The sequence below is a fragment of the Streptomyces sp. NPDC058653 genome (genome assembly GCF_042716895.1).
GTDB lineage: Bacteria > Actinomycetota > Actinomycetes > Streptomycetales > Streptomycetaceae > Streptomyces.
In genome coordinates, this window is record NZ_JBHXRM010000002.1 from 113,489 (window position 1) to 130,909 (window position 17,421).

A 17,421-nucleotide genomic window follows, 5' to 3' on the forward strand; every position below is an offset into this window, starting at 1 on the left:
GCCGGTCCATTCATCTGACTAACTGTCAGTAACTGTTCTGCGCCGACGCGATCGTGCCATGCCGGCCCCCGGAACGACAGAGGGCACCGCCGGTTGACGGCCACGTCTACCCGTCAGGGACGAACAGCCCGTCGCTCACGTTCCCTTGAACGCGTCCGTTTCGCCAGAGTTCGGCTTCAGCGCCGCCCAGTCCACCGTCACTTCACCCTGGCGCCATCTGCTCCGCCCGCCACCCGCCGCCGGGCCGGCCAGCGGCCAGTCCGCCGACAGATCCTCCACGGCCCTGATCCACCGCTGCCGCGCGCCCAGCGAGGCGTACGGGGCCGCCGCCGCCCACGCCCGGTCGAAGTCCCGCAGGAACGCGTGCACCGGTTCCCCCGGCACATTGCGGTGGATCAACGCCTTCGGCAGCCGCTCCGCCAGGTCCGAGGGGCGGTCCAGCGAGCCGAGCCGGGTCGCGAAGGTGACGGTGCGCGGACCCTCCGTACCGAGGGCGACCCAGACATGGCGCCGCCCGATCTCGTCGCACGTTCCCTCCACCAGGAGTCCGCCGGGGGCGAGGCGCGCGCGGAGCCGGGTCCAGACGTCCGCGACCTCGCTCTCCTCGTACTGCCGCAGGACGTTCGCCGCCCGGATCAGCAGCGGCGCGCGGTCGCCGCCCGCCGGCCGCGCCGTCCCCGGCAGCGGGATCTCGAAGCCGCCGTGGACGAAGGCGAGTCCGTCCTCCTCGTAGGGAAGCGCCGCCGCGACCCGCGCGGGATCGATCTCGACGCCCACCACCTCGGTGCGCGGCTCGGCCGCCCGAAGCCGCCGCAGCAGCTCGACGGCCGTCCAGGGCGCGGCGCCGTATCCGAGGTCGACGGCCACGGGGTCGGCCGAGCGGCGCAGTACGGGTCCGTGTACGGCGGCGATCCAGCGGTCCATACGGCGCAGCCGGTTCGGGTTGGTCGTGCCGCGCGTGACCGTGCCCACGGGGCGGCGGGGGGAGGGGGGCTGGCGCGCGGGCATGCGCGTGAGCCTAACGACCCGGCCGGCCCCGTCCGGCGGGTGGCAGCCGACCCCGCACGGCAGACGGCGGTCGGGCGCGGTCGGCCGGCGACCGCGCGGACCCGTGACCCGCTCCGATGGTTGAGTGGCCGAGATTAACGATTCGGCAAAGCCGGAAATGAACAGGCCCCCCACCGGTGTTACGCGCCTATAGAGGGCCCCCACACCCTCTCCTAGTCATGCTCCGAGCGAGAGGCCGTCGACGTGAGCCAGTACGTGTCCAGGCTTGCCGGCACCCTGGTGTCACCACCCCGGCTCCGGATTCCCGGCCATCCCCGCAAACCGCGGCGTATCGCCATGCTCAGCGTCCACACCTCGCCGCTGCACCAGCCCGGGACGGGCGACGCGGGCGGCATGAACGTCTACATCGTCGAGCTGGCCAGGCGGCTGGCCGCCATCAACATCGAGGTCGAGATCTTCACGCGCTCGACGACCGGCGGGCTCCCCCCGAGCGTCGAGCTGGCGCCGGGCGTGCTCGTACGGCACGTGGACGCCGGTCCGTACGAAGGGCTGGCCAAGGAGGAGCTGCCCGCGCAGCTGTGCGCTTTCACCCACGGTGTGATGCAGGCGTGGGCCGGCCAGCGCGCCGGCTACTACGACCTCGTCCACTCCCACTACTGGCTCTCCGGCCATGTCGGCTGGCTCGCTGCCGAGCGCTGGCGCACGCCCCTCGTCCACGCCATGCACACCATGGCCAAGGTCAAGAACGCCGCGCTCGCCGAAGGGGACACCCCCGAGCCCGCGGCCCGTGTCATCGGCGAGACGCAGATCGTGCGCGCCGCCGACCGGCTCATCGCGAACACCTCCGAGGAGGCCGACGAACTCGTCCGCTTCTACGAGGCCGATCCCGGCAAGGTCGCGGTCGTGCACCCCGGCGTGAACCTCGATCTCTTCCGCCCGGCCGACGGCCGCGCCGCCGCGCGCGCCCGGCTCGGGCTGCCGCAGGACGCGTTCGTCCCGCTCTTCGCCGGCCGTATCCAGCCGCTCAAGGCCCCCGATGTGCTGCTGCGCGCCGTGGCCGTCCTGCTGGACCGCGAACCCGCCCTCCGTAAGAGGCTGGTCGTTCCGGTCGTGGGAGGCCCGAGCGGCAGCGGCCTGGCGAGGCCGGAGGGGCTGCACAAGCTCGCGGCCAGGCTGGGTATCGCCGATGTCGTACGGTTCCGTCCGCCGGTCGGCCAGGAGGCGCTCGCCGACTGGTTCCGCGCGGCGTCCGTGCTGGTCATGCCGTCGTACAGCGAGTCCTTCGGCCTCGTCGCCATCGAGGCGCAGGCGACGGGGACCCCGGTGGTCGCGGCGGCGGTGGGCGGTCTCCCGGTGGCGGTACGCAACGGGAAGACCGGCTTTCTGATCCCCGGGCACGAGCCGGAGGCGTACGCCCAGGCGCTCACCCGCTACATCGACCGGCCCGAGCTGGTGGAGCGGATGGGGGAGGCGGCCACGCGGCACGCCCAGTCCTTTGGCTGGGACACGGCGGCGTCCGGGACGGCGGAGGTCTATACGGCCGCCATGCATGATCACCACGTTCGCGTACGCTCGGATCATGGCTGACGAAGCGCGAGCCGAAGCGAGCGGGAGCACCGACGGCACGCACCCCGCGGCGTCGCCCGCGGACGAGAGCGGCCGGGCCGCCCACCTCGTCGAGCGGAGCCTGAGGTCCGCCGCGCTCGACTCCGGCCTGGAGTGGGAGAGCCCCGAGCCGGGCTCCTTCGTCGTCATGCTCCCCGGCACGCGCAAGCTCTCCACGACCTGCTCCCTGCGCGTCGGCCGGCACTCCCTCTCCGTCAACGCCTTCGTCGTGCGCCACCCGGACGAGAACGAACAGGGCATCCACCGCTGGCTGCTGGAGCGCAACCTCAAGCTGTACGGGGTGGCGTACGCGGTCGACCGGATGGGCGACATCTACCTCTCCGGCAGGCTGCCGCTGGCGGCCGTCACCGAGGACGAGGTGGACCGGCTGCTCGGGTCCGTACTCGAAGAGGCCGACAGCTCCTTCAACACGCTGCTGGAGCTGGGGTTCGCGACCGCGATCCGCAAGGAGTACGCGTGGCGGGTGTCCCGTGGTGAGTCCACGAGGAATCTCGACGCCTTCACACATCTGACCCGGCCCTCGACGGGCTGAGCCGGGCCACCACCCCCTGCACGACCCTTCCCTACCTCCGCCGGGCCATGGCATGCTCACGATGACCGCAGACATGAACATGGTTCACATATGTGGAGGTTGATGATCGTGGGGAACGTTCGACGGACCATCAGCAGACGAGGCCTGCTCGCCAGTGCCATCGCCGTCGCGGCGGCCGGCGCCGCGGCCACGGGCACGGGATTCGGTGTCGGCCGGGCGTCCGCCGCGACCGTCCCGTCCGCCGCGCCCCCGCGACCGGCGGGCGCCCCGCGCGCCTCCGCGCCGCGCACCTCCCCGCTCTGGCGCGAGTTCGCCGCCTCGCCCTTCACCCACCCCCAGATCCCGTACGTCGGCCGGGCCGGCCAGCGAGCCGGGTCCCACCGCTTCCCGCGCCCGCGCGTGGTCGCCGACGTCCGCACGTACGGCGCCAGGAACGACGGCTCGGCCGACGCCGCCCCCGCCATCAACCGCGCGATCGCCGACGCGGGCAGGCGCGGCGGCGGCACGGTCCTCGTCCCGGCCGGCACCTACCGCATCGACGACTTCATCCGTATCTCCCACAGCAACGTGGTGCTGCGCGGCGCGGGCAGCAAGCGCACCAAGCTGTACGCGACGAAGAACCTCACCGAGCTGATCGGCCCCTACGGCAGCCGCTTCGGCGGCGACAAGTCGAGCTGGTCCTGGGCCGGCGGTCTCATCTGGCTCGCGCCGGAGGCGCGGCTCAACTCGCTCATCGAGGCCATCCAGGCCAAGCGCTGGCCCGTGGAGGGGTGGACGGGCAACGAACGCACCGAGTTCGAGCCCCTCACCGCCGTCGCGCCCGCCCGCCGGGGCGACCGCACCGTGACGGTCGAGGACGCGTCGAGGATCGAGCGCGGCGAGATCGTCCTCTTCCGGGTCGCCGACGACGCCGACCACACCCTCCTGGAACACATGTCGGGCGGCGGCCCGGCGACCGAGGCGTACGACTGGTCCGACAAGTCGAAGCTGCTGAGTTACGTGCCGTACGAGTGGCCCGTCCGCGTCACCTCTGTAAGAGGACGCGAACTCACCCTGGAACGCCCGCTCCCGGTGGACATCCGCCCCGAGTGGAACACCATGATCACCACCCTCGTCACACCGCTCACCGGCTCCGGTGTGGAAGGGCTGACGCTCGAAGCGGTCGAGACACCGCAGTCGGTGCACCTCCTGGACAAGGGCCACAACGGCGTCACCTTCCAGTGCGCGTACGACTGCTGGGCCGACGACGTCACCGTCCGGCACGCCGACAACAGCTTCGGCCTCGTCGCCGCGTCCGCCTGCACGCTGCGCCGTACGCGTGTGGAGGGGCGCGGTTCGCACCACCCGTACTTCTGCCGTGAGGCCTCGCACGACAACCTCATCGAGGACTTCTTCATCGGCGCGCGGACCGTCCCGGCCCCGGCCGGCACCCAACTGCACGGCATCAACGTCGAAGGGCTCTCCAGCTACAACGTCTGGTCGCGCGGCGTGATGGAGATGGGCACCTTCGACACCCACCGGGGGCTGCCGTTCGCCAACCTCCGTACGGAGATCACGATCGACAACAACGGGACGCACGGCGGAGACGCGTCCGCCGGACCGCTCTACGGGGCGCGGTTCACCCACTGGAACGTCACCGTGCGCAACGAGCGCGCCGGCCTGATCAAGATCGACGGGATCGCGCCGTACAGCGCGACGGCCGGCATCAGCGAGGTGCGCGAGTTCGGTCAGATCGATGTGCCGGATTTCCAGGGCGAGTTGAACGCACGGCTGGAGTCGTACGGCAGGCCGCAGGACATGCGGCCGGGCAACCTGTACGAGGCGCAGCGCGAGCTGAAGGTCTAGGGCGTCGGCTCCACCGGCTTGACGTGCTTCGCCAGTTCCACCCGCAGGAGAGGCTGAACGGGCTCCGGCCGCGCCGACGCCGCGCGGTCGGACCCGGCCGCTCCGGACACCGCCGTACCGGACGCCCCCGTACCCGAGCCCGCCACAGCGGACCCCGCCGTACCGGAGCCCCCCGCACCGGACGCCGCCACACCGTCGTCGCCCCCGCCGCCCGCGCCGGAACCGTCCTCCCCCACCCCCCGCATCAGCAGCCAGTAACCCCCGGCCGCCACCGTCCCCAGCACCGCACACGTCCCCCACAGCCAGTCGGCGCCGTAGTGGTCGATCAGGAAGCCGGACATCAGCGGCGCGACCAGACCCGCCACCGCCCACGACATCGTGTACATGCCCTGGTAGCGGCCCCGCCCGTGGACCGGGGACAGCCGGACCACGACGCTGGTCTGCGTCGGGGCGTTGATGATCTCGCCGATGGACCACACGCACACGGCCAGCGCGTAGACGGCCAGCGATCCCGCGAAGGCCGTCAGCCCGAAGCCGTATCCCGCGAGGGCCGAGGAGAGGATCAGCAGCCCGCGGGTGTCGCGGTGTTCGATGAAGCGGCTGACGGGGATCTGGAGCGCCACGATCAGCACACCGTTGAACGCGATGATCATCCCGAAGTCGGAGCTGCTGAACCCGTCCGTGCCCATCGCGACCGGCAGCCCCACGAACCCCTGCTGGAAGATCAGCGCCACGACGAACGACAGCCCCACCACGCTCATGAAGCGGCCGTCCCGCAGGACCGTCCGCATCCCGATCTCCGGCTGCCTCTTCCCGTCCACGAGGACGCGCTCCGGCCGGGACTCGGGCAGTTTGAGGAAGACCACGACGGCACACGCCAGCGTCATCGCCGCCTCGCCCAGGAAGCCGGCGAGATAGCTGAACTCCGCGATGAAGCCCGCGGCGACCGACGAGACCGCGAACCCCATGTTGATCGCCCAGTAGTTGAGCGAGAAGGCGCGCACCCGGTCCTCGGGCTTCACGATGTCGGCCATCATCGCCTGCACCGCGGGGCGCGAGGCGTTGGAGGTCAGTCCGACGAGGAACGCGACGGCGGCGATGGCCGCGGGGTCGTGCATGAAACCGAGCAGCGCGACCGAAGCTGCCGTCGACGACTGGGAGATCAGCAGCGTGGGCCGCCGGCCCAGCCGGTCGGTCAGCACGCCCGCGCCGACCGAGGAGATGACCCCGCCGAGTCCGTGGAGCGAGGCGACGAGACCGGCGTACGAGGCCGAGTAGCCGCGCTCCAGCGTGAGATACAGCACCATGAAGGTGGCGACGAAGGCGCCGAGCCGGTTGACCAGTGTGCTCGTCCACAGCCACCAGAACTCACGGGGCAGCCCCGAGACGCTACTTCGGACGCCCTCGGCCGTGGCACGTCTCAGTCCGGCGATGGACACGCGTCATTCCCCCCGAGGGCCGACGGACCGGTCCCTCGGACCGGCGGTGGCGGTGTAAGTGGCCGAATGGTCAACCGCAACTTACGTACGCGCGTCGCGCAGCCGCCAGTCAATTGACGGCAGGCGTCAATCGCGAACGTTCGATTAGGCTCGGACCCATGGCCGACGCACCGTACAAGTTGATCCTCCTCCGCCACGGCGAGAGCGAATGGAACGCGAAAAACCTGTTCACCGGCTGGGTGGACGTCAATCTCACGGAGAAGGGCGAGAAGGAGGCCGTGCGCGGCGGTGAGCTGCTGAAGGACGCCGGTCTGCTGCCCGACGTCCTGCACACCTCGCTGCAGAAGCGCGCGATCCGCACCGCCACGCTGGCGCTGGAGTCCGCCGACCGCTCCTGGATCCCCGTCCGCCGCAGCTGGCGCCTGAACGAGCGCCACTACGGCGCGCTCCAGGGCAAGGACAAGGCGCAGACGCTCGCGGAGTTCGGCGAGGAGCAGTTCATGCTCTGGCGCCGCTCGTACGACACCCCGCCGCCGGAGCTGGAGGACGGCGCCGAGTTCTCGCAGAGCGAGGACCCGCGCTACGCGACGATCCCGCCGGAGCTGCGCCCGCGCACCGAGTGTCTGAAGGACGTCGTGGTGCGCATGCTGCCGTACTGGTACGACGGCATCGTCCCGGACCTGCTCACGGGCCGTACGGTCCTGGTCGCCGCGCACGGCAACAGCCTGCGCGCGCTGGTCAAGCACCTGGACGGCATCTCGGACGCGGACATCGCCGGCCTCAACATCCCCACGGGCATCCCGCTCGCCTACGACCTGGACGCGGATTTCCGCCCGCTGAAGACGGGCGGCACCTACCTGGACCCGGACGCGGCGGCAGCGGCGATCGAGGCCGTGAAGAACCAGGGCAAGAAGAAGTAACGCGACGTCAGTAAGCCCCCTACCTGCAGGTTCTCCGCGGGCAGGGGGCTTACTAGTGGGCCTGGGCTGTCTCTGGGCCGTCAGGTGCGACGGCGCCAACGGCGGATGCAGATGTCGAAGACGATCAGCATGGCCACGGGGATGGCGATATCGGCGGGAGCGTTGGCCCACAGGGCAAGCGCACCGTCGGCTGTACCGATGAGCGCGATCGGCACGCCGCGGGGACAGATGTCGACGGTGACACCTGTGCGTGGGACCACGTGGCTTCCATTTGTGGTCGGTTCCTTGTTAGGGCTTCCGAGCGCGGAAATGGAAACGAATGCCGCCCCTGTACGGGCTGCATTCGCGTGTGATGAGACTTTCGCATAACGCGGCTTCACAGAGACAAACGTGCAGATAGAAGTGGGCTCTACTCTCACAGTAGAAAAGTGGAAGATTACCCGTATCACAGGCGAGACATTCTGTGAGATGAATGACTCGTTCCATCGGCTGAACGATGAAAATTTCTCCCTAGCAAGCAAGGTTTCCCTGTTCGGGGCGGTCCTGTGCTTCCGAGATGCAAGCCCTCACATGCTTGTTTTTAAGGCATCAGCAAGCTTCCTGCCTAGGTAGGAAGCTTGCTTTCTAGGCAGGAAGTAAGCAGGGTGCTCATTTCTAGACCTGGCTCCCCATGAGGCTGCTCAGTTCGGCGGCTTCCAGGCTTCGCATGCGTGCTCGATTGCCTTTCGGGTGTGTTCTTTGCTGGACGGCATGAGGTGCGCGTACACGCGGAGTGTCAGCCCCGGGTCGGAGTGCCCCAGGTACTCGGCGGGAGCCTTGACGTTCTCCCCGGCGTCCAGGAGCACCGACGGGTAGAAGTTCCGCAGCGCGTGCATGCCGTTCTCGCGTGACTCGGCGTAGGGCTGGCCATGCTCGGGGACCGGAATCACACCGGCGCCGGCCAGCGCTCGCTTCCACGCCTCCTGGTTGAGTGATGAAGCTACACCACGAATATTTGAGTCCTTGAAGCGTACGATCTTGGCCGCGAGACGGCGAACGGAGGAGAAATCTTCTTCCGAAGAACTCCCCCCCCAGTTACCGACTGGGAATGGGGCTTTATGCATGGCAAGCTATCTGCTCTACGCTGGGCCCTTGGGGATGAATGGGATTTTCTTGATACGTGACTGCTGCCTGTGAGTCTGACCCTTGCTGGGCGGCAAGGCCGATTCCATGGCATGACCCCTGCCGGCGAGATTTGGGTGCCATGGAATTGAGGAGCTCAGTGGCCATTTCCCTCCCTGGCTGATCGACCCGCATGCTGTCGGGGACGCAGTAGCGGGACAGCTCTTAGGTTATCAAGAAGGAAGCAGCAGCCCTTTCTTGTTCAGCAGGTTTACGCACTGCTGGTATTTATCCAGGAAGTTGTCGCTGGCAGACGTTAGGTCATCCAATGCCTTTCGGTAACGTACGGGGTCAGTCCTCTTCCATTCTGGCGGAATTTCAGTGTATTTGCTGGACTGATGAGAGGATCCCGCCATCGGGGGAAACATACCAGTCAACTCACCGCATAGGGAATCAAGTGCTGTTGTCAGTGCTTCATATGCCGCCGCCACATCGGGATCGAGGAAATCGACGATGTCATCGGCGACCCTCTGCTTTGCCGCGAATGCAGCTTCGCTCACCCAGGCTGGGACTCGATGCATAGAGACGTTTTTCTGCGCCTTGATCCATAGGGCGTCCACGGGGATCGCGTCAATGAGTCGAGCGGCCTTAGTCCGGTCCGGTGCGTGATTCTGAGTCGCGAGTGCTGCGCCGGGACCACCGGTCGCTGCCCATCCCGCAGCCAGTAGACGCTGCAACTCCCCTTGCGTTAGCCAGTGCGTCCCATCACCCACCCGCAAGGGTACGGCGACTGATGTATCGTTCGGCTTTCCCCTGCCGCCGTTAGGTCCCGGAACCGCGAATGGTCTTGAGCCGACGGGCTGAGCAGGAATGTCTATGCATAGCACGCCCTTTTGGTTTTCGCAGACGATCCATTCGACGTGCAAGTCTCGCATGGTTGGGATAATTCGTTCGTAGATCAATTTGCGGTATCGATCAAGGTCGACTAGAGAGCGGGGAATGGGCCGAAGCTCCGAAATGATCTCGCTATCGTGATCTGCGATGGTCTTGAAGCCGATGAGCAACAGGCCGCCTCCCGCAGCGTTGGCGAACGCGGCAACATCTTTGACTAGTTCCTCGGCTCCTGCTGGATTTGTGAACTGATAGGGCCCACTCTTTACGTCCAACCAATTACACTCCCGCAACCCCAACAGTTCATCGAACCTGCGATCACGTAGCGCCTGACGCACGTCTTCTATGCTCTTTTTCGCCATGACCACCAGTATCCGAGATGTGGCGATGTGCCCGCACACGTAACCCCCGTCCCCGTTCGGGACATTGCCGAACCATACGCAGCGCAGAGGGAGAACGTGAAACAGCGGTCGCAGCAGCGTTTACGAAGATTCGGTGACCAACACCGCCGCAGCAATCTTCTCGGCGATCTCGCGCACAGAATCATGTTCGGTGCTAAATCCAGCGAGGTCGGGGAGGATTCCGCTGTACTGTGCGACGTCTTCGAACGTCACGTTGTGTAGTACGGGGATAAGCGTGGACTTGTGCAGCAACACGCCAAGCTCTCGTTCTGTCCAGAATCTTCCGGTGAGATAAGCTGCGGTGAGTACGGCCACACCTGCGTGAGCACGTCGTAGCCCTTGATCCATTTGGAGGGCTAGGCTCTTCCCGGGGCGGATGGCCACCTCGTCAAACCAGACGGATACCCCCATGCCTTCAAGATTATCCCGCAATGAGGACGCAATTTCAGAGCCATCGATACGTGCATAGCTGAGAAAAACGTGATATTCGCGAGTTTCTTGGGTTGTGACAGTCTCCTGAACCCGTTGGGCAAGCTGGCGTTCCGATTCGGTGTAGCTAACCGTGGGTTGGGACGCGGCCTTCCGCAACTCGCGATTCACTCTGCTGACTTCCTGCCTATTGTGGCGATCGGCAGCGCGATTGTGTGCGTCGACCTTCCTGTTGTATTCGGCTACCGCCTGACGATTTTTCTTTTCGACCTTGCGGTTGTGCTGGTCGATCTCGCGGTTTGCCTGATCTGCTGCCCTCTTCAGTTCTCGCTGCATCTGTTGCTCAGCTTTGCGTTGAGCAGCCTTCATCTCTCGGATGATCTTGTTTGCGTCGGAGCTTGGTGTCATCTTGGCCCTTCGTCAGCTAGACCACCTCCTGCATCAGAGGCAGTTCAAAGCTAGCGCACAGCACTGACAGCGCAGGTGCCACAACTGACCATCTCAGGTGCGGGAAACCCGTGCACCAGCCGGCTGCCCGATGGGCAGCGCTCCCCACCCATCGGGCAGCAAGCGTGTGCTCATCACAGAGGGCGCGTCACAAGCGCACCAGATCGAGAGGGGAACAGCGGGGAACCATGGTGAAAGCAACCAGCCCCGAAGAGATCGCCCACCACCCGTTCGCCCAGGTCAGCGCGCAGCCCGCTGCGAAATGATCGCAGCTTCCCAAGCTGATGGCGTTCCCGGGGCTGCGCCATCATCGGACTCATGTCCGAGTTCGTCTGGCTTCTGAAGCTTCCACCACCTGTGGAAGTTCGTCAGTCTTGGCCCAAGACCGTGGTAGCTCTCCCCGTCGGCACCCACATCACGGGGCGAGTTATCGGGCGACAGAGGTTCGGTTTCTTCGTCCAGATCGAGGGCCACGCCGACGCTGTCGGCCTCGCAGAGGTCGGAGGGAACATGCCCCACCACATGGAGTTGCCTCAGCTCGGAGCTGAAGTCGGCGGGTGGGTCATTGACCACGCAGGTCACAATCACCAGGTCAAGATCAGGCTTGATGAGTGGACGGCTGGTCCGACAGGTTGCCAAGTGAGTTTCTAACTGCGTGACAACGCCGATGTACACCGGCGGACGAGCACGGATGCCAGCGGACCAGCAGCGCAGGTGACGAGCACGCCAGCCCAAGGCACAAGCCCCAACCAAGTTGCTTCGGGACGAAGACGTCCTTGCCTTCAGGTGCCACGAGGGTGCCACGAATGTGACGCATCGGCTCCCAGTTACTGTCCGCTTGGGCTTCCGGGATCCTGCCATATGGGCAGCGTGGACATGAATCCGTACTCCTGGGCAACCTTCTCAAGCTCTGGCGTCCAGGGACTACCAGTCAGGAGCTTGTTGAAGCACAGCATCGCTGCGTGGAGGATCCAAAGACAGAACAGAGGGCAGGATACGAGTTCCTCGTGGATCGGCATCTGACTGACTCGGAAGTCCTCGCCGTCGTCCTGGAAGAACATCTGAGTTCCAGTGAGCGTGGGGTGTGTGAAGCGAGATTCAACTGTGTAGTAGCTCCACTCCTTCGTCAGGCCGTAGCCAGTCATCAAGTGTTGGATCTTCGCCAGCCGCTCGTTGGGGTCGGGTGCGATCGACTCCTTCACTGTCTTCACGGTCGCTGCCATCACCTGGTAGGCGTCTGCGTGACGGCCAGCCGTGCCATCCGCTCGAATCGCCTTGGCAAGTTGGATCTGGTCCATCCCCAACTTGCGGTTGTAGATATCGCCTATGCGATCACCCTGATCCGCACACCACCGCAGCGTGACGGTGTGCTCCAGGGCGCTGCGCCGATTCGGGCTCGCCGCCCCGCAGGCGCCAGCCTGATGCAGCACGAGCACCGCCCGGATTTGGTGGACTGCCGTGAAGAACAGTCCCCACCCGATCACCGTCGCACGGTTGGTGGGGGTGATGCGTTCGTGAAGGTCCTCTGAGATCAAGTTCTCAAGGCGAATCAAGCCTTCACCAGGATCCGGTTCTGTCATCACAGCATCATCACCGGTCCTCTGGTGCAGCGCTATGAGGTTTCCACCGATGCAATCTCAGGCGTGCCAGATCCTGCGGCGAACCACGGGGAACGGTAGATATCACACCCGTGCACCGCCAAGTATCATCAGCGTTCCGCAGCAGGTCAGAGTGCGAACCACCTTTTGAGAACCCAAGCTTCCCAAGCTGATGGTTCAGGCATTGTCGTCACGGGCCAACCGTCACAGCTTGCTCTGGTCGACGGCACCGGCAGCGTGGCTGAGGCTACTGGGATAGAGCGAGGCACGGCGCGCGGTCGGTCGGCGCGCACCGTCGTAGCTGACTTTCGGCGCCTGGGGCTTAGACGGGGTGTGTCGAAGGTGCGGCCATCGGCCGAGCGGGCCGACGCTGGGCCGTCCGAGGTAGCTCAACAGTGGCCAATGACGACCACCAGGCCCGCGAGCCCACCGTCCCTGAGCAGCGAAAACCCAGCTCACTAAGATCGCCGGCAAGAACCAGGGCAAGAAGAAGTAGGACGAGAAGAAGCAGCGCAAGAAGAAGCAGTACAAGCAGTACAAGGGGAAGCGGTTCTCCAAGAAGGCCCTTCGTCCCGGGAGTTGGCTCTCGGGCGGGGGGCCTTTTTGTGCAGGGCCCGGTCCGGGTGGAGGTCCACCACCGGACCGGGCCCTTGTCCTGTCAGCCGCAGCTGCCCCCGCAGGCGCACGGTCCGCCCGACTGGCAGCCGCATCCGCAGCCCGAGCCGCATCCGCAGGCGCCGAGGATCAGCATCCACGCCCGTTCGAAAGGTGCCTCCTGCTGGGTTTCGGTCGTGGGGGACTCGGCCATGGTTTCCTCCTCGAAAGCGTGCACGGAAGTGCGGGGGTGGCGTCTGCGCCCATTGCATCCCCACCATGGCGGGCGCATCAACGGCGCATGCGCGCAGGCGCCCCCCACTGCTCCCCGGACACGCCCCCTGCGCCCCCAGTCCCCAGCTCCCCGGGCCCGGCGGACCGGGCCCGGCCGTCAGGCTCCTTCGACCGGGGCCTCGACCGGCTGGATCTCGTCCGCGTGCTCACCCGTCACCAGGTAGACCACGCGCTTGGCCACGGACACCGCGTGGTCGGCGAACCGCTCGTAGTACCGGCCGAGCAGCGTCACGTCCACCGCCGTCTCGATGCCGTGCTTCCAGCGGTCGTCCATCAGGTGCTGGAACAGCGTGCGGTGCAGCAGGTCCATCTCGTCGTCGTCCTGCTCCAGCTGGAGCGCCAGGTCGACGTCCTTGGTGATGATGACCTCGGCCGCCTTCGCCATCAGCCGCTGCGCGAGCTGCCCCATTTCGAGGATGGTCGCGTGCAGGTCGTGCGGCACGGCGTGGACCGGGAAGCGCAGGCGCGCCAGCTTGGCGACGTGCTGGGCCAGGTCGCCCGAGCGCTCCAGGTCCGCGCTCATCCGCAGCGACGTGACCACGATCCGCAGGTCGGTGGCGACCGGCTGCTGCCGCGCCAGCAGTGCGATGGCCCTGGCCTCCAGGTCGTGCTGGAGGTCGTCGACCTTCTGGTCGCCGGCGATCACGCTCTCGGCGAGCTTCAGATCCGCGTCCAGCATGGACGTGGTGGCGCGCCCGATCGCGGACCCGACCAGCCGGGCCATCTCGACCAGGTCTTCGCCGATCGAGTCAAGTTCCTCGTGGTACGCGTCCCGCATGGGTGTCCCTCTCTGGATTCTCGTGCTGGTGGTCCGGGGTGTCCGAGTACGTGTAAAGGCCCCGGAACGGCGCCGTCCTCGTCACACCGACCGTCGACGGACCGCCAGGGGCGGGTGCTTTCAAGCCCCCACGGTGCCACGTTCGGCCCGCCAGGAGTCCGGATGCTCCCGCCCAAGTGAACCGTCACTTTCCCCACAGTGAACTCTGGGCGACGAGTGTCACAGGAGACACCGGTACGGCTGGGAGAGGGTTGACCTGCCCGCATAACCTGGGTGCATGGACGTGAACGCGGCAGTCGCCGCATTGGCAGCGATCGCCGGGGCTTGCACCGGCGTGATCGCCATGCTGGCGTTCCGCTGGAGCGAGCGCGACCAGGCCAGGCCCACCCGTAGCTCACTGCATACGGAGGCCGGCCTTCCGCCCGGTGTCGACACCGTCCTCTCCGTCCTCCGGTCCTCCGCCGTCGTCCTCGACGAGAGCGACTCGGTGGTCAAGGCCAGCTCCGCCGCGTATGCGCTGGGCCTGGTCCGAGGCGGCAAACTGGCCGTGGACCCGATGCTGCACATGGCGCGTGACACACGCCGCGACGGTGAGATACGTCAGGTGGAGCTGGATCTGCCCAGGCGCGGCACCGGCCGCGGCGAGGCCCTGGCCGTCTCGGCCCGGGTGGCACCGCTCGGCTCCCGTCTCGTCCTGCTCCTGGTCGAGGACCTCACGGAGGCGCGCAGGATCGAAGCGGTCCGGCGTGACTTCGTGGCGAATGTCAGCCACGAGCTCAAGACCCCCACCGGGGCGCTCTCCCTGCTCTCCGAAGCTGTCATGGACGCTTCGGACGACCCCGAGGCGGTCACCCGCTTCGCGGGCCGTATGCAGATCGAGGCGACCCGGCTCACCAATCTCGTACAGGAACTCATCGACCTCTCGCGGGTGCAGAACGACGACCCGCTGGAGGACGCCGAACCGGTACGCGTGGACGAACTGGTCGCCGAGGCCATCGACAGGTCCCGGCACGCCGCGTCCACAAAGCAGATCACGATGGCTGCCGGCGGCGCCGCCGATCTGCGAGTCTGGGGTAACCGCGGTCAGCTGGCCGCGGCCCTCGGCAATCTTGTCGAGAACGCCGTCAACTACTCCCCGGCCCGCACACGTGTGGGCATCGCGGCCCGGCATGTCGCCGCGCCCGGCGGGGATCTGATCGAGATAGCCGTCACCGACCAGGGGATCGGCATCTCCGAGAAAGACCGTGAGCGGGTCTTCGAGCGGTTCTACCGCGTCGATCCGGCCCGCTCCCGAGCCACCGGTGGTACGGGCCTCGGCCTGGCCATCGTCAAGCACGTGGCCGCCTCGCACGGCGGGGAGGTCACGATGTGGAGCTCCGAAGGCCAGGGCTCCACCTTCACCCTGAGGCTCCCCGAGGCGGGCGCCGGACGGGACCGCACACCCACCGGCCCGGACGATGTCGCCCAGCGCCGCTTTCACGACGTCAACGATCTTGACCAATCGACTGAGATCCCTGCCCCGGAGGTCCTTCCGTGACCCGAGTGCTCGTCGTCGAGGATGAGGAATCCTTCAGCGACGCCCTTTCCTACATGCTCCGCAAGGAAGGCTTCGAGGTCGCCATCGCGACCACCGGGCCCGCGGGGCTCGACGAGTTCGAACGCAACGGCGCCGATCTCGTCCTCCTCGACCTGATGCTGCCCGGACTGCCCGGCACCGAGGTGTGCCGGCAGCTGCGTGGCAAGTCCAATGTCCCGGTGATCATGGTGACCGCCAAGGACAGTGAGATCGACAAGGTCGTCGGCCTGGAAATAGGAGCCGACGACTATGTGACCAAGCCCTTCTCCTCGCGGGAGCTGGTGGCGCGCATCCGCGCCGTCCTGCGCCGCAGGGGCGAGCCGGAGGAGGTCGCGCCGGCCGCCCTGGAGGCGGGTCCGGTCCGGATGGATGTGGACCGTCACGTCGTGACGGTCTCCGGCGGCAAGGTCGACCTGCCGCTCAAGGAGTTCGACCTCCTGGAGATGCTGCTGCGCAACGCGGGCCGTGTGCTGACCCGTATGCAGCTGATCGACCGGGTCTGGGGCGCGGACTACGTGGGGGACACCAAGACCCTCGACGTCCACGTCAAGCGGCTGCGCGCCAAGATCGAGCCCGACCCGGGGGCGCCCCGGTATCTGGTGACGGTGCGCGGTCTCGGCTACAAGTTCGAGCCGTAAACCGACCCTGCCTCCCCCTGCCTGCCGACCGGGCCCCGCTGTCACCCGCGTGTCTCGCGGGCACGAGCGCGGGTCCCGGAGTCACGCGCGGGGCCGTATCCGTAGAGCGTCGTAGGTACGAGTCGGCCGGGCACGCGGCACGCCATGCGCCGGACTGAACCGGCCATGCGGTCCGCACGCGTGCGCCGAGCACGCAGGGTACGTACGTCAGGCGTACAAGGGCGCCGCACCGGGATGCCCGGTGCGGCGCCCTTTGGCGTACGACGGCCGGGCCGCGACCGCCGGCCCGCTGTCAGTGCTCGGTGTCGCTCGACGCCGACGCGGCGTCCGTCGCCGGGGTGTCGTCCTGCTCGGTGCCCTCGTCCGCGCCTTCGACGGTGCCCTCCTCGTCGGCGTTGCCGCCGGGCGCACCGCTCTCCTCGTCCGTCCCGCCGTCGGCGGGCCCGTCCGTCTCCCCGTCCGAGGGAGCGCCGGACGCGCCCTCGGCGGCGGCGCCCGAGGGGCTCTCCGAAGGGGATCCGCCGGGCTGTTCCGAGCCCCCGGCCGTCGGCGAGGGCAGCGCGCTCGGCCCGAAGTCGGTGAAGGGTCCGGTCGCGGGCACCACGAAGGCGTCGAGCGCGACGTCGCCGGTGTCGCTGAACTGGAAGACGACCCGCTGGGCGTCGCCGTTGCGCGCGCCCTCGTCGCCGCTCTCGATCACGGCCGACGCGTTGCCCGCGCCGCCGATCAGGACCGAGCCGCCCGCGGGGATGGTGAGCGGCCCCTTGCCCTCTGCGGGGGTGATCTTCACCGTGGCGCCGCTGTCCGGCAGCGTGATCGCGTCGAGCGTCTGCCGGCTGCGGCCGTTGTTGAAGACCTTCGCCGTGACGATGGCGGGACCCTCGTCACTGGCCTCCGGCTGGGTGACGACGTTGGCGTTCTGGACGGTGATGTCGCCGATCGAGGTCGCGGCGTTGTCAGGTCGGACGCCGAGCGTCTGCGCGTCGTTGCCGGCACCGCACGCGGCGAGCGAGGCGATCGAGAACGCGATGGCAGACGCGGCGAGGGTGCCGCGTCGAAGGCTGCGGCTCACGGCGGCGGCAACTCCTTGGACGTACGGACAGGCTAATGACGGGTCAACGATGGTTCAGCGGGCTCAGGTTACCGAGCCCGCCTCACGCCTTCGCACCCGACCCGCCCTCAACGGCGCCCGGCACGGGGCGGTCCGGGCCGCCCGTTCTTCTCGGCGCCGTACGGAAGTGAGTGTTGAGTCCATGTTTAGTACGGCGTTCACATAAGTCCGGTGATCAATTCCCCGACCCGAC

The 17,421-nt window shown here is 67.3% G+C and carries 16 protein-coding genes and 1 pseudogene; 7 read left to right on the plus strand and 10 right to left on the minus strand.

Going from position 1 to position 17,421, the window contains the following annotated elements; genetic code table 11:
- Nucleotides 1–135 precede the first annotated feature (135 nt).
- Nucleotides 136–1,008, minus strand: a complete 873-nt coding sequence (locus ACFWU9_RS02205) for a class I SAM-dependent methyltransferase (protein ID WP_384314000.1) — start codon at nt 1,006–1,008, stop codon at nt 136–138.
- Between the two features lie 243 nt (nt 1,009–1,251).
- Between ACFWU9_RS02205 and mshA the strand changes: the two genes are divergently transcribed.
- The 3 genes from mshA (at nt 1,252) to ACFWU9_RS02220 (ending at nt 5,011) form a co-directional block, all read left to right on the plus strand.
- Complete coding sequence (gene mshA, locus ACFWU9_RS02210; RefSeq protein WP_384314002.1) at nt 1,252–2,595, plus strand: D-inositol-3-phosphate glycosyltransferase; 1,344 nt, start codon at nt 1,252–1,254, stop codon at nt 2,593–2,595.
- Complete coding sequence (locus tag ACFWU9_RS02215; protein WP_384314004.1) at nt 2,588–3,166, plus strand: YbjN domain-containing protein; 579 nt, start codon at nt 2,588–2,590, stop codon at nt 3,164–3,166. The genes mshA and ACFWU9_RS02215 overlap by 8 nt, the downstream gene beginning before the upstream one ends.
- 102 nt (nt 3,167–3,268) lie before the next feature.
- Complete coding sequence (locus ACFWU9_RS02220; protein WP_384314006.1) at nt 3,269–5,011, plus strand: glycosyl hydrolase family 28-related protein; 1,743 nt, start codon at nt 3,269–3,271, stop codon at nt 5,009–5,011.
- Here the strand turns inward: ACFWU9_RS02220 and ACFWU9_RS02225 are convergent.
- On the minus strand, nt 5,008–6,450 hold the full coding sequence (locus ACFWU9_RS02225) for an MDR family MFS transporter (protein ID WP_384314007.1): 1,443 nt from the start codon (nt 6,448–6,450) through the stop codon (nt 5,008–5,010). The genes ACFWU9_RS02220 and ACFWU9_RS02225 overlap by 4 nt on opposite strands.
- A gap of 158 nt (nt 6,451–6,608) precedes the next feature.
- Here ACFWU9_RS02225 and ACFWU9_RS02230 point away from each other — a divergent pair, with 158 nt between their 5' ends.
- Nucleotides 6,609–7,370, plus strand: coding sequence for a phosphoglyceromutase (locus tag ACFWU9_RS02230; RefSeq protein ID WP_384314009.1), 762 nt, complete (start codon nt 6,609–6,611; stop codon nt 7,368–7,370).
- Nucleotides 7,371–7,450: 80 nt separating this feature from the next.
- Here ACFWU9_RS02230 and ACFWU9_RS02235 read toward each other — a convergent pair whose 3' ends face one another.
- The 4 genes and pseudogenes from ACFWU9_RS02235 to ACFWU9_RS02250 all read right to left on the minus strand — a co-directional run bounded on the left by ACFWU9_RS02235 (nt 7,451) and on the right by ACFWU9_RS02250 (nt 10,600).
- On the minus strand, nt 7,451–7,630 hold the full coding sequence (locus ACFWU9_RS02235; RefSeq protein ID WP_384314011.1) for a hypothetical protein: 180 nt from the start codon (nt 7,628–7,630) through the stop codon (nt 7,451–7,453).
- Between the two features lie 420 nt (nt 7,631–8,050).
- A pseudogene (locus ACFWU9_RS02240) lies at nt 8,051–8,347 on the minus strand (site-specific integrase); the annotation flags it as partial.
- 357 nt (nt 8,348–8,704) lie between these two features.
- Nucleotides 8,705–9,724, minus strand: coding sequence for an RNA-binding domain-containing protein (locus ACFWU9_RS02245; protein ID WP_384314013.1), 1,020 nt, complete (start codon nt 9,722–9,724; stop codon nt 8,705–8,707).
- Nucleotides 9,725–9,844: 120 nt separating this feature from the next.
- Entirely contained in the window at nt 9,845–10,600 is a 756-nt protein-coding gene (locus tag ACFWU9_RS02250) for a toll/interleukin-1 receptor domain-containing protein (protein ID WP_384314015.1), read from the minus strand.
- 357 nt (nt 10,601–10,957) lie between these two features.
- On the opposite strand from ACFWU9_RS02250, the gene ACFWU9_RS02255 reads away from it, so the two are divergent.
- The gene (locus tag ACFWU9_RS02255) at nt 10,958–11,290 is read left to right on the plus strand and encodes a hypothetical protein (RefSeq protein WP_384314017.1); all 333 of its coding nucleotides are present in this window, start codon (nt 10,958–10,960) and stop codon (nt 11,288–11,290) included.
- Nucleotides 11,291–11,466: 176 nt separating this feature from the next.
- Here ACFWU9_RS02255 and ACFWU9_RS02260 read toward each other — a convergent pair whose 3' ends face one another.
- The 3 genes from ACFWU9_RS02260 to phoU form a co-directional block, all read right to left on the minus strand.
- Entirely contained in the window at nt 11,467–12,219 is a 753-nt protein-coding gene (locus ACFWU9_RS02260; protein ID WP_384314019.1) for a DUF5677 domain-containing protein, read from the minus strand.
- Nucleotides 12,220–12,895: 676 nt separating this feature from the next.
- Nucleotides 12,896–13,045 (minus strand): hypothetical protein, encoded by a 150-nt coding sequence (locus ACFWU9_RS02265; protein ID WP_384314021.1) that lies wholly within the window; start codon nt 13,043–13,045, stop codon nt 12,896–12,898.
- Nucleotides 13,046–13,222: 177 nt separating this feature from the next.
- Entirely contained in the window at nt 13,223–13,903 is a 681-nt protein-coding gene (gene phoU / locus ACFWU9_RS02270) for a phosphate signaling complex protein PhoU (RefSeq protein WP_384314023.1), read from the minus strand.
- A gap of 277 nt (nt 13,904–14,180) precedes the next feature.
- Between phoU and ACFWU9_RS02275 the strand changes: the two genes are divergently transcribed.
- Together ACFWU9_RS02275 and ACFWU9_RS02280 are read left to right on the plus strand one after the other, a co-directional pair.
- Nucleotides 14,181–15,440 (plus strand): sensor histidine kinase, encoded by a 1,260-nt coding sequence (locus tag ACFWU9_RS02275; RefSeq protein WP_384314025.1) that lies wholly within the window; start codon nt 14,181–14,183, stop codon nt 15,438–15,440.
- On the plus strand, nt 15,437–16,117 hold the full coding sequence (locus tag ACFWU9_RS02280) for a response regulator transcription factor (RefSeq protein WP_189110519.1): 681 nt from the start codon (nt 15,437–15,439) through the stop codon (nt 16,115–16,117). Before ACFWU9_RS02275 ends, ACFWU9_RS02280 begins: the two co-directional genes overlap by 4 nt.
- A 292-nt stretch (nt 16,118–16,409) precedes the next feature.
- Here the strand turns inward: ACFWU9_RS02280 and ACFWU9_RS02285 are convergent, their stop codons facing one another.
- A complete protein-coding gene (locus ACFWU9_RS02285) occupies nt 16,410–17,189 on the minus strand; it encodes a DUF461 domain-containing protein (protein WP_384314027.1) in 780 nt (259 codons plus the stop codon).
- Nucleotides 17,190–17,421: the final 232 nt, after the last annotated feature.

Excerpts from the sequence above, each read along its gene's own strand:
- ACFWU9_RS02205 (WP_384314000.1), bottom strand. The coding sequence starts at position 1,008 with ATGCCCGCGCGCCAGCCCCCCTCCCCCCGCCGCCCCGTGGGCACGGTC.
- ACFWU9_RS02215 (WP_384314004.1), top strand. The coding sequence starts at position 2,588 with ATGGCTGACGAAGCGCGAGCCGAAGCGAGCGGGAGCACCGACGGCACG.
- ACFWU9_RS02220 (WP_384314006.1), top strand. The coding sequence starts at position 3,269 with ATGATCGTGGGGAACGTTCGACGGACCATCAGCAGACGAGGCCTGCTC.
- ACFWU9_RS02230 (WP_384314009.1), top strand. The coding sequence starts at position 6,609 with ATGGCCGACGCACCGTACAAGTTGATCCTCCTCCGCCACGGCGAGAGC.
- ACFWU9_RS02245 (WP_384314013.1), bottom strand. The coding sequence starts at position 9,724 with ATGGCGAAAAAGAGCATAGAAGACGTGCGTCAGGCGCTACGTGATCGC.
- ACFWU9_RS02250 (WP_384314015.1), bottom strand. The coding sequence starts at position 10,600 with ATGACACCAAGCTCCGACGCAAACAAGATCATCCGAGAGATGAAGGCT.
- ACFWU9_RS02255 (WP_384314017.1), top strand. The coding sequence starts at position 10,958 with ATGTCCGAGTTCGTCTGGCTTCTGAAGCTTCCACCACCTGTGGAAGTT.
- ACFWU9_RS02260 (WP_384314019.1), bottom strand. The coding sequence starts at position 12,219 with ATGACAGAACCGGATCCTGGTGAAGGCTTGATTCGCCTTGAGAACTTG.
- ACFWU9_RS02265 (WP_384314021.1), bottom strand. The coding sequence starts at position 13,045 with ATGGCCGAGTCCCCCACGACCGAAACCCAGCAGGAGGCACCTTTCGAA.
- phoU (WP_384314023.1), bottom strand. The coding sequence starts at position 13,903 with ATGCGGGACGCGTACCACGAGGAACTTGACTCGATCGGCGAAGACCTG.
- ACFWU9_RS02275 (WP_384314025.1), top strand. The coding sequence starts at position 14,181 with ATGGACGTGAACGCGGCAGTCGCCGCATTGGCAGCGATCGCCGGGGCT.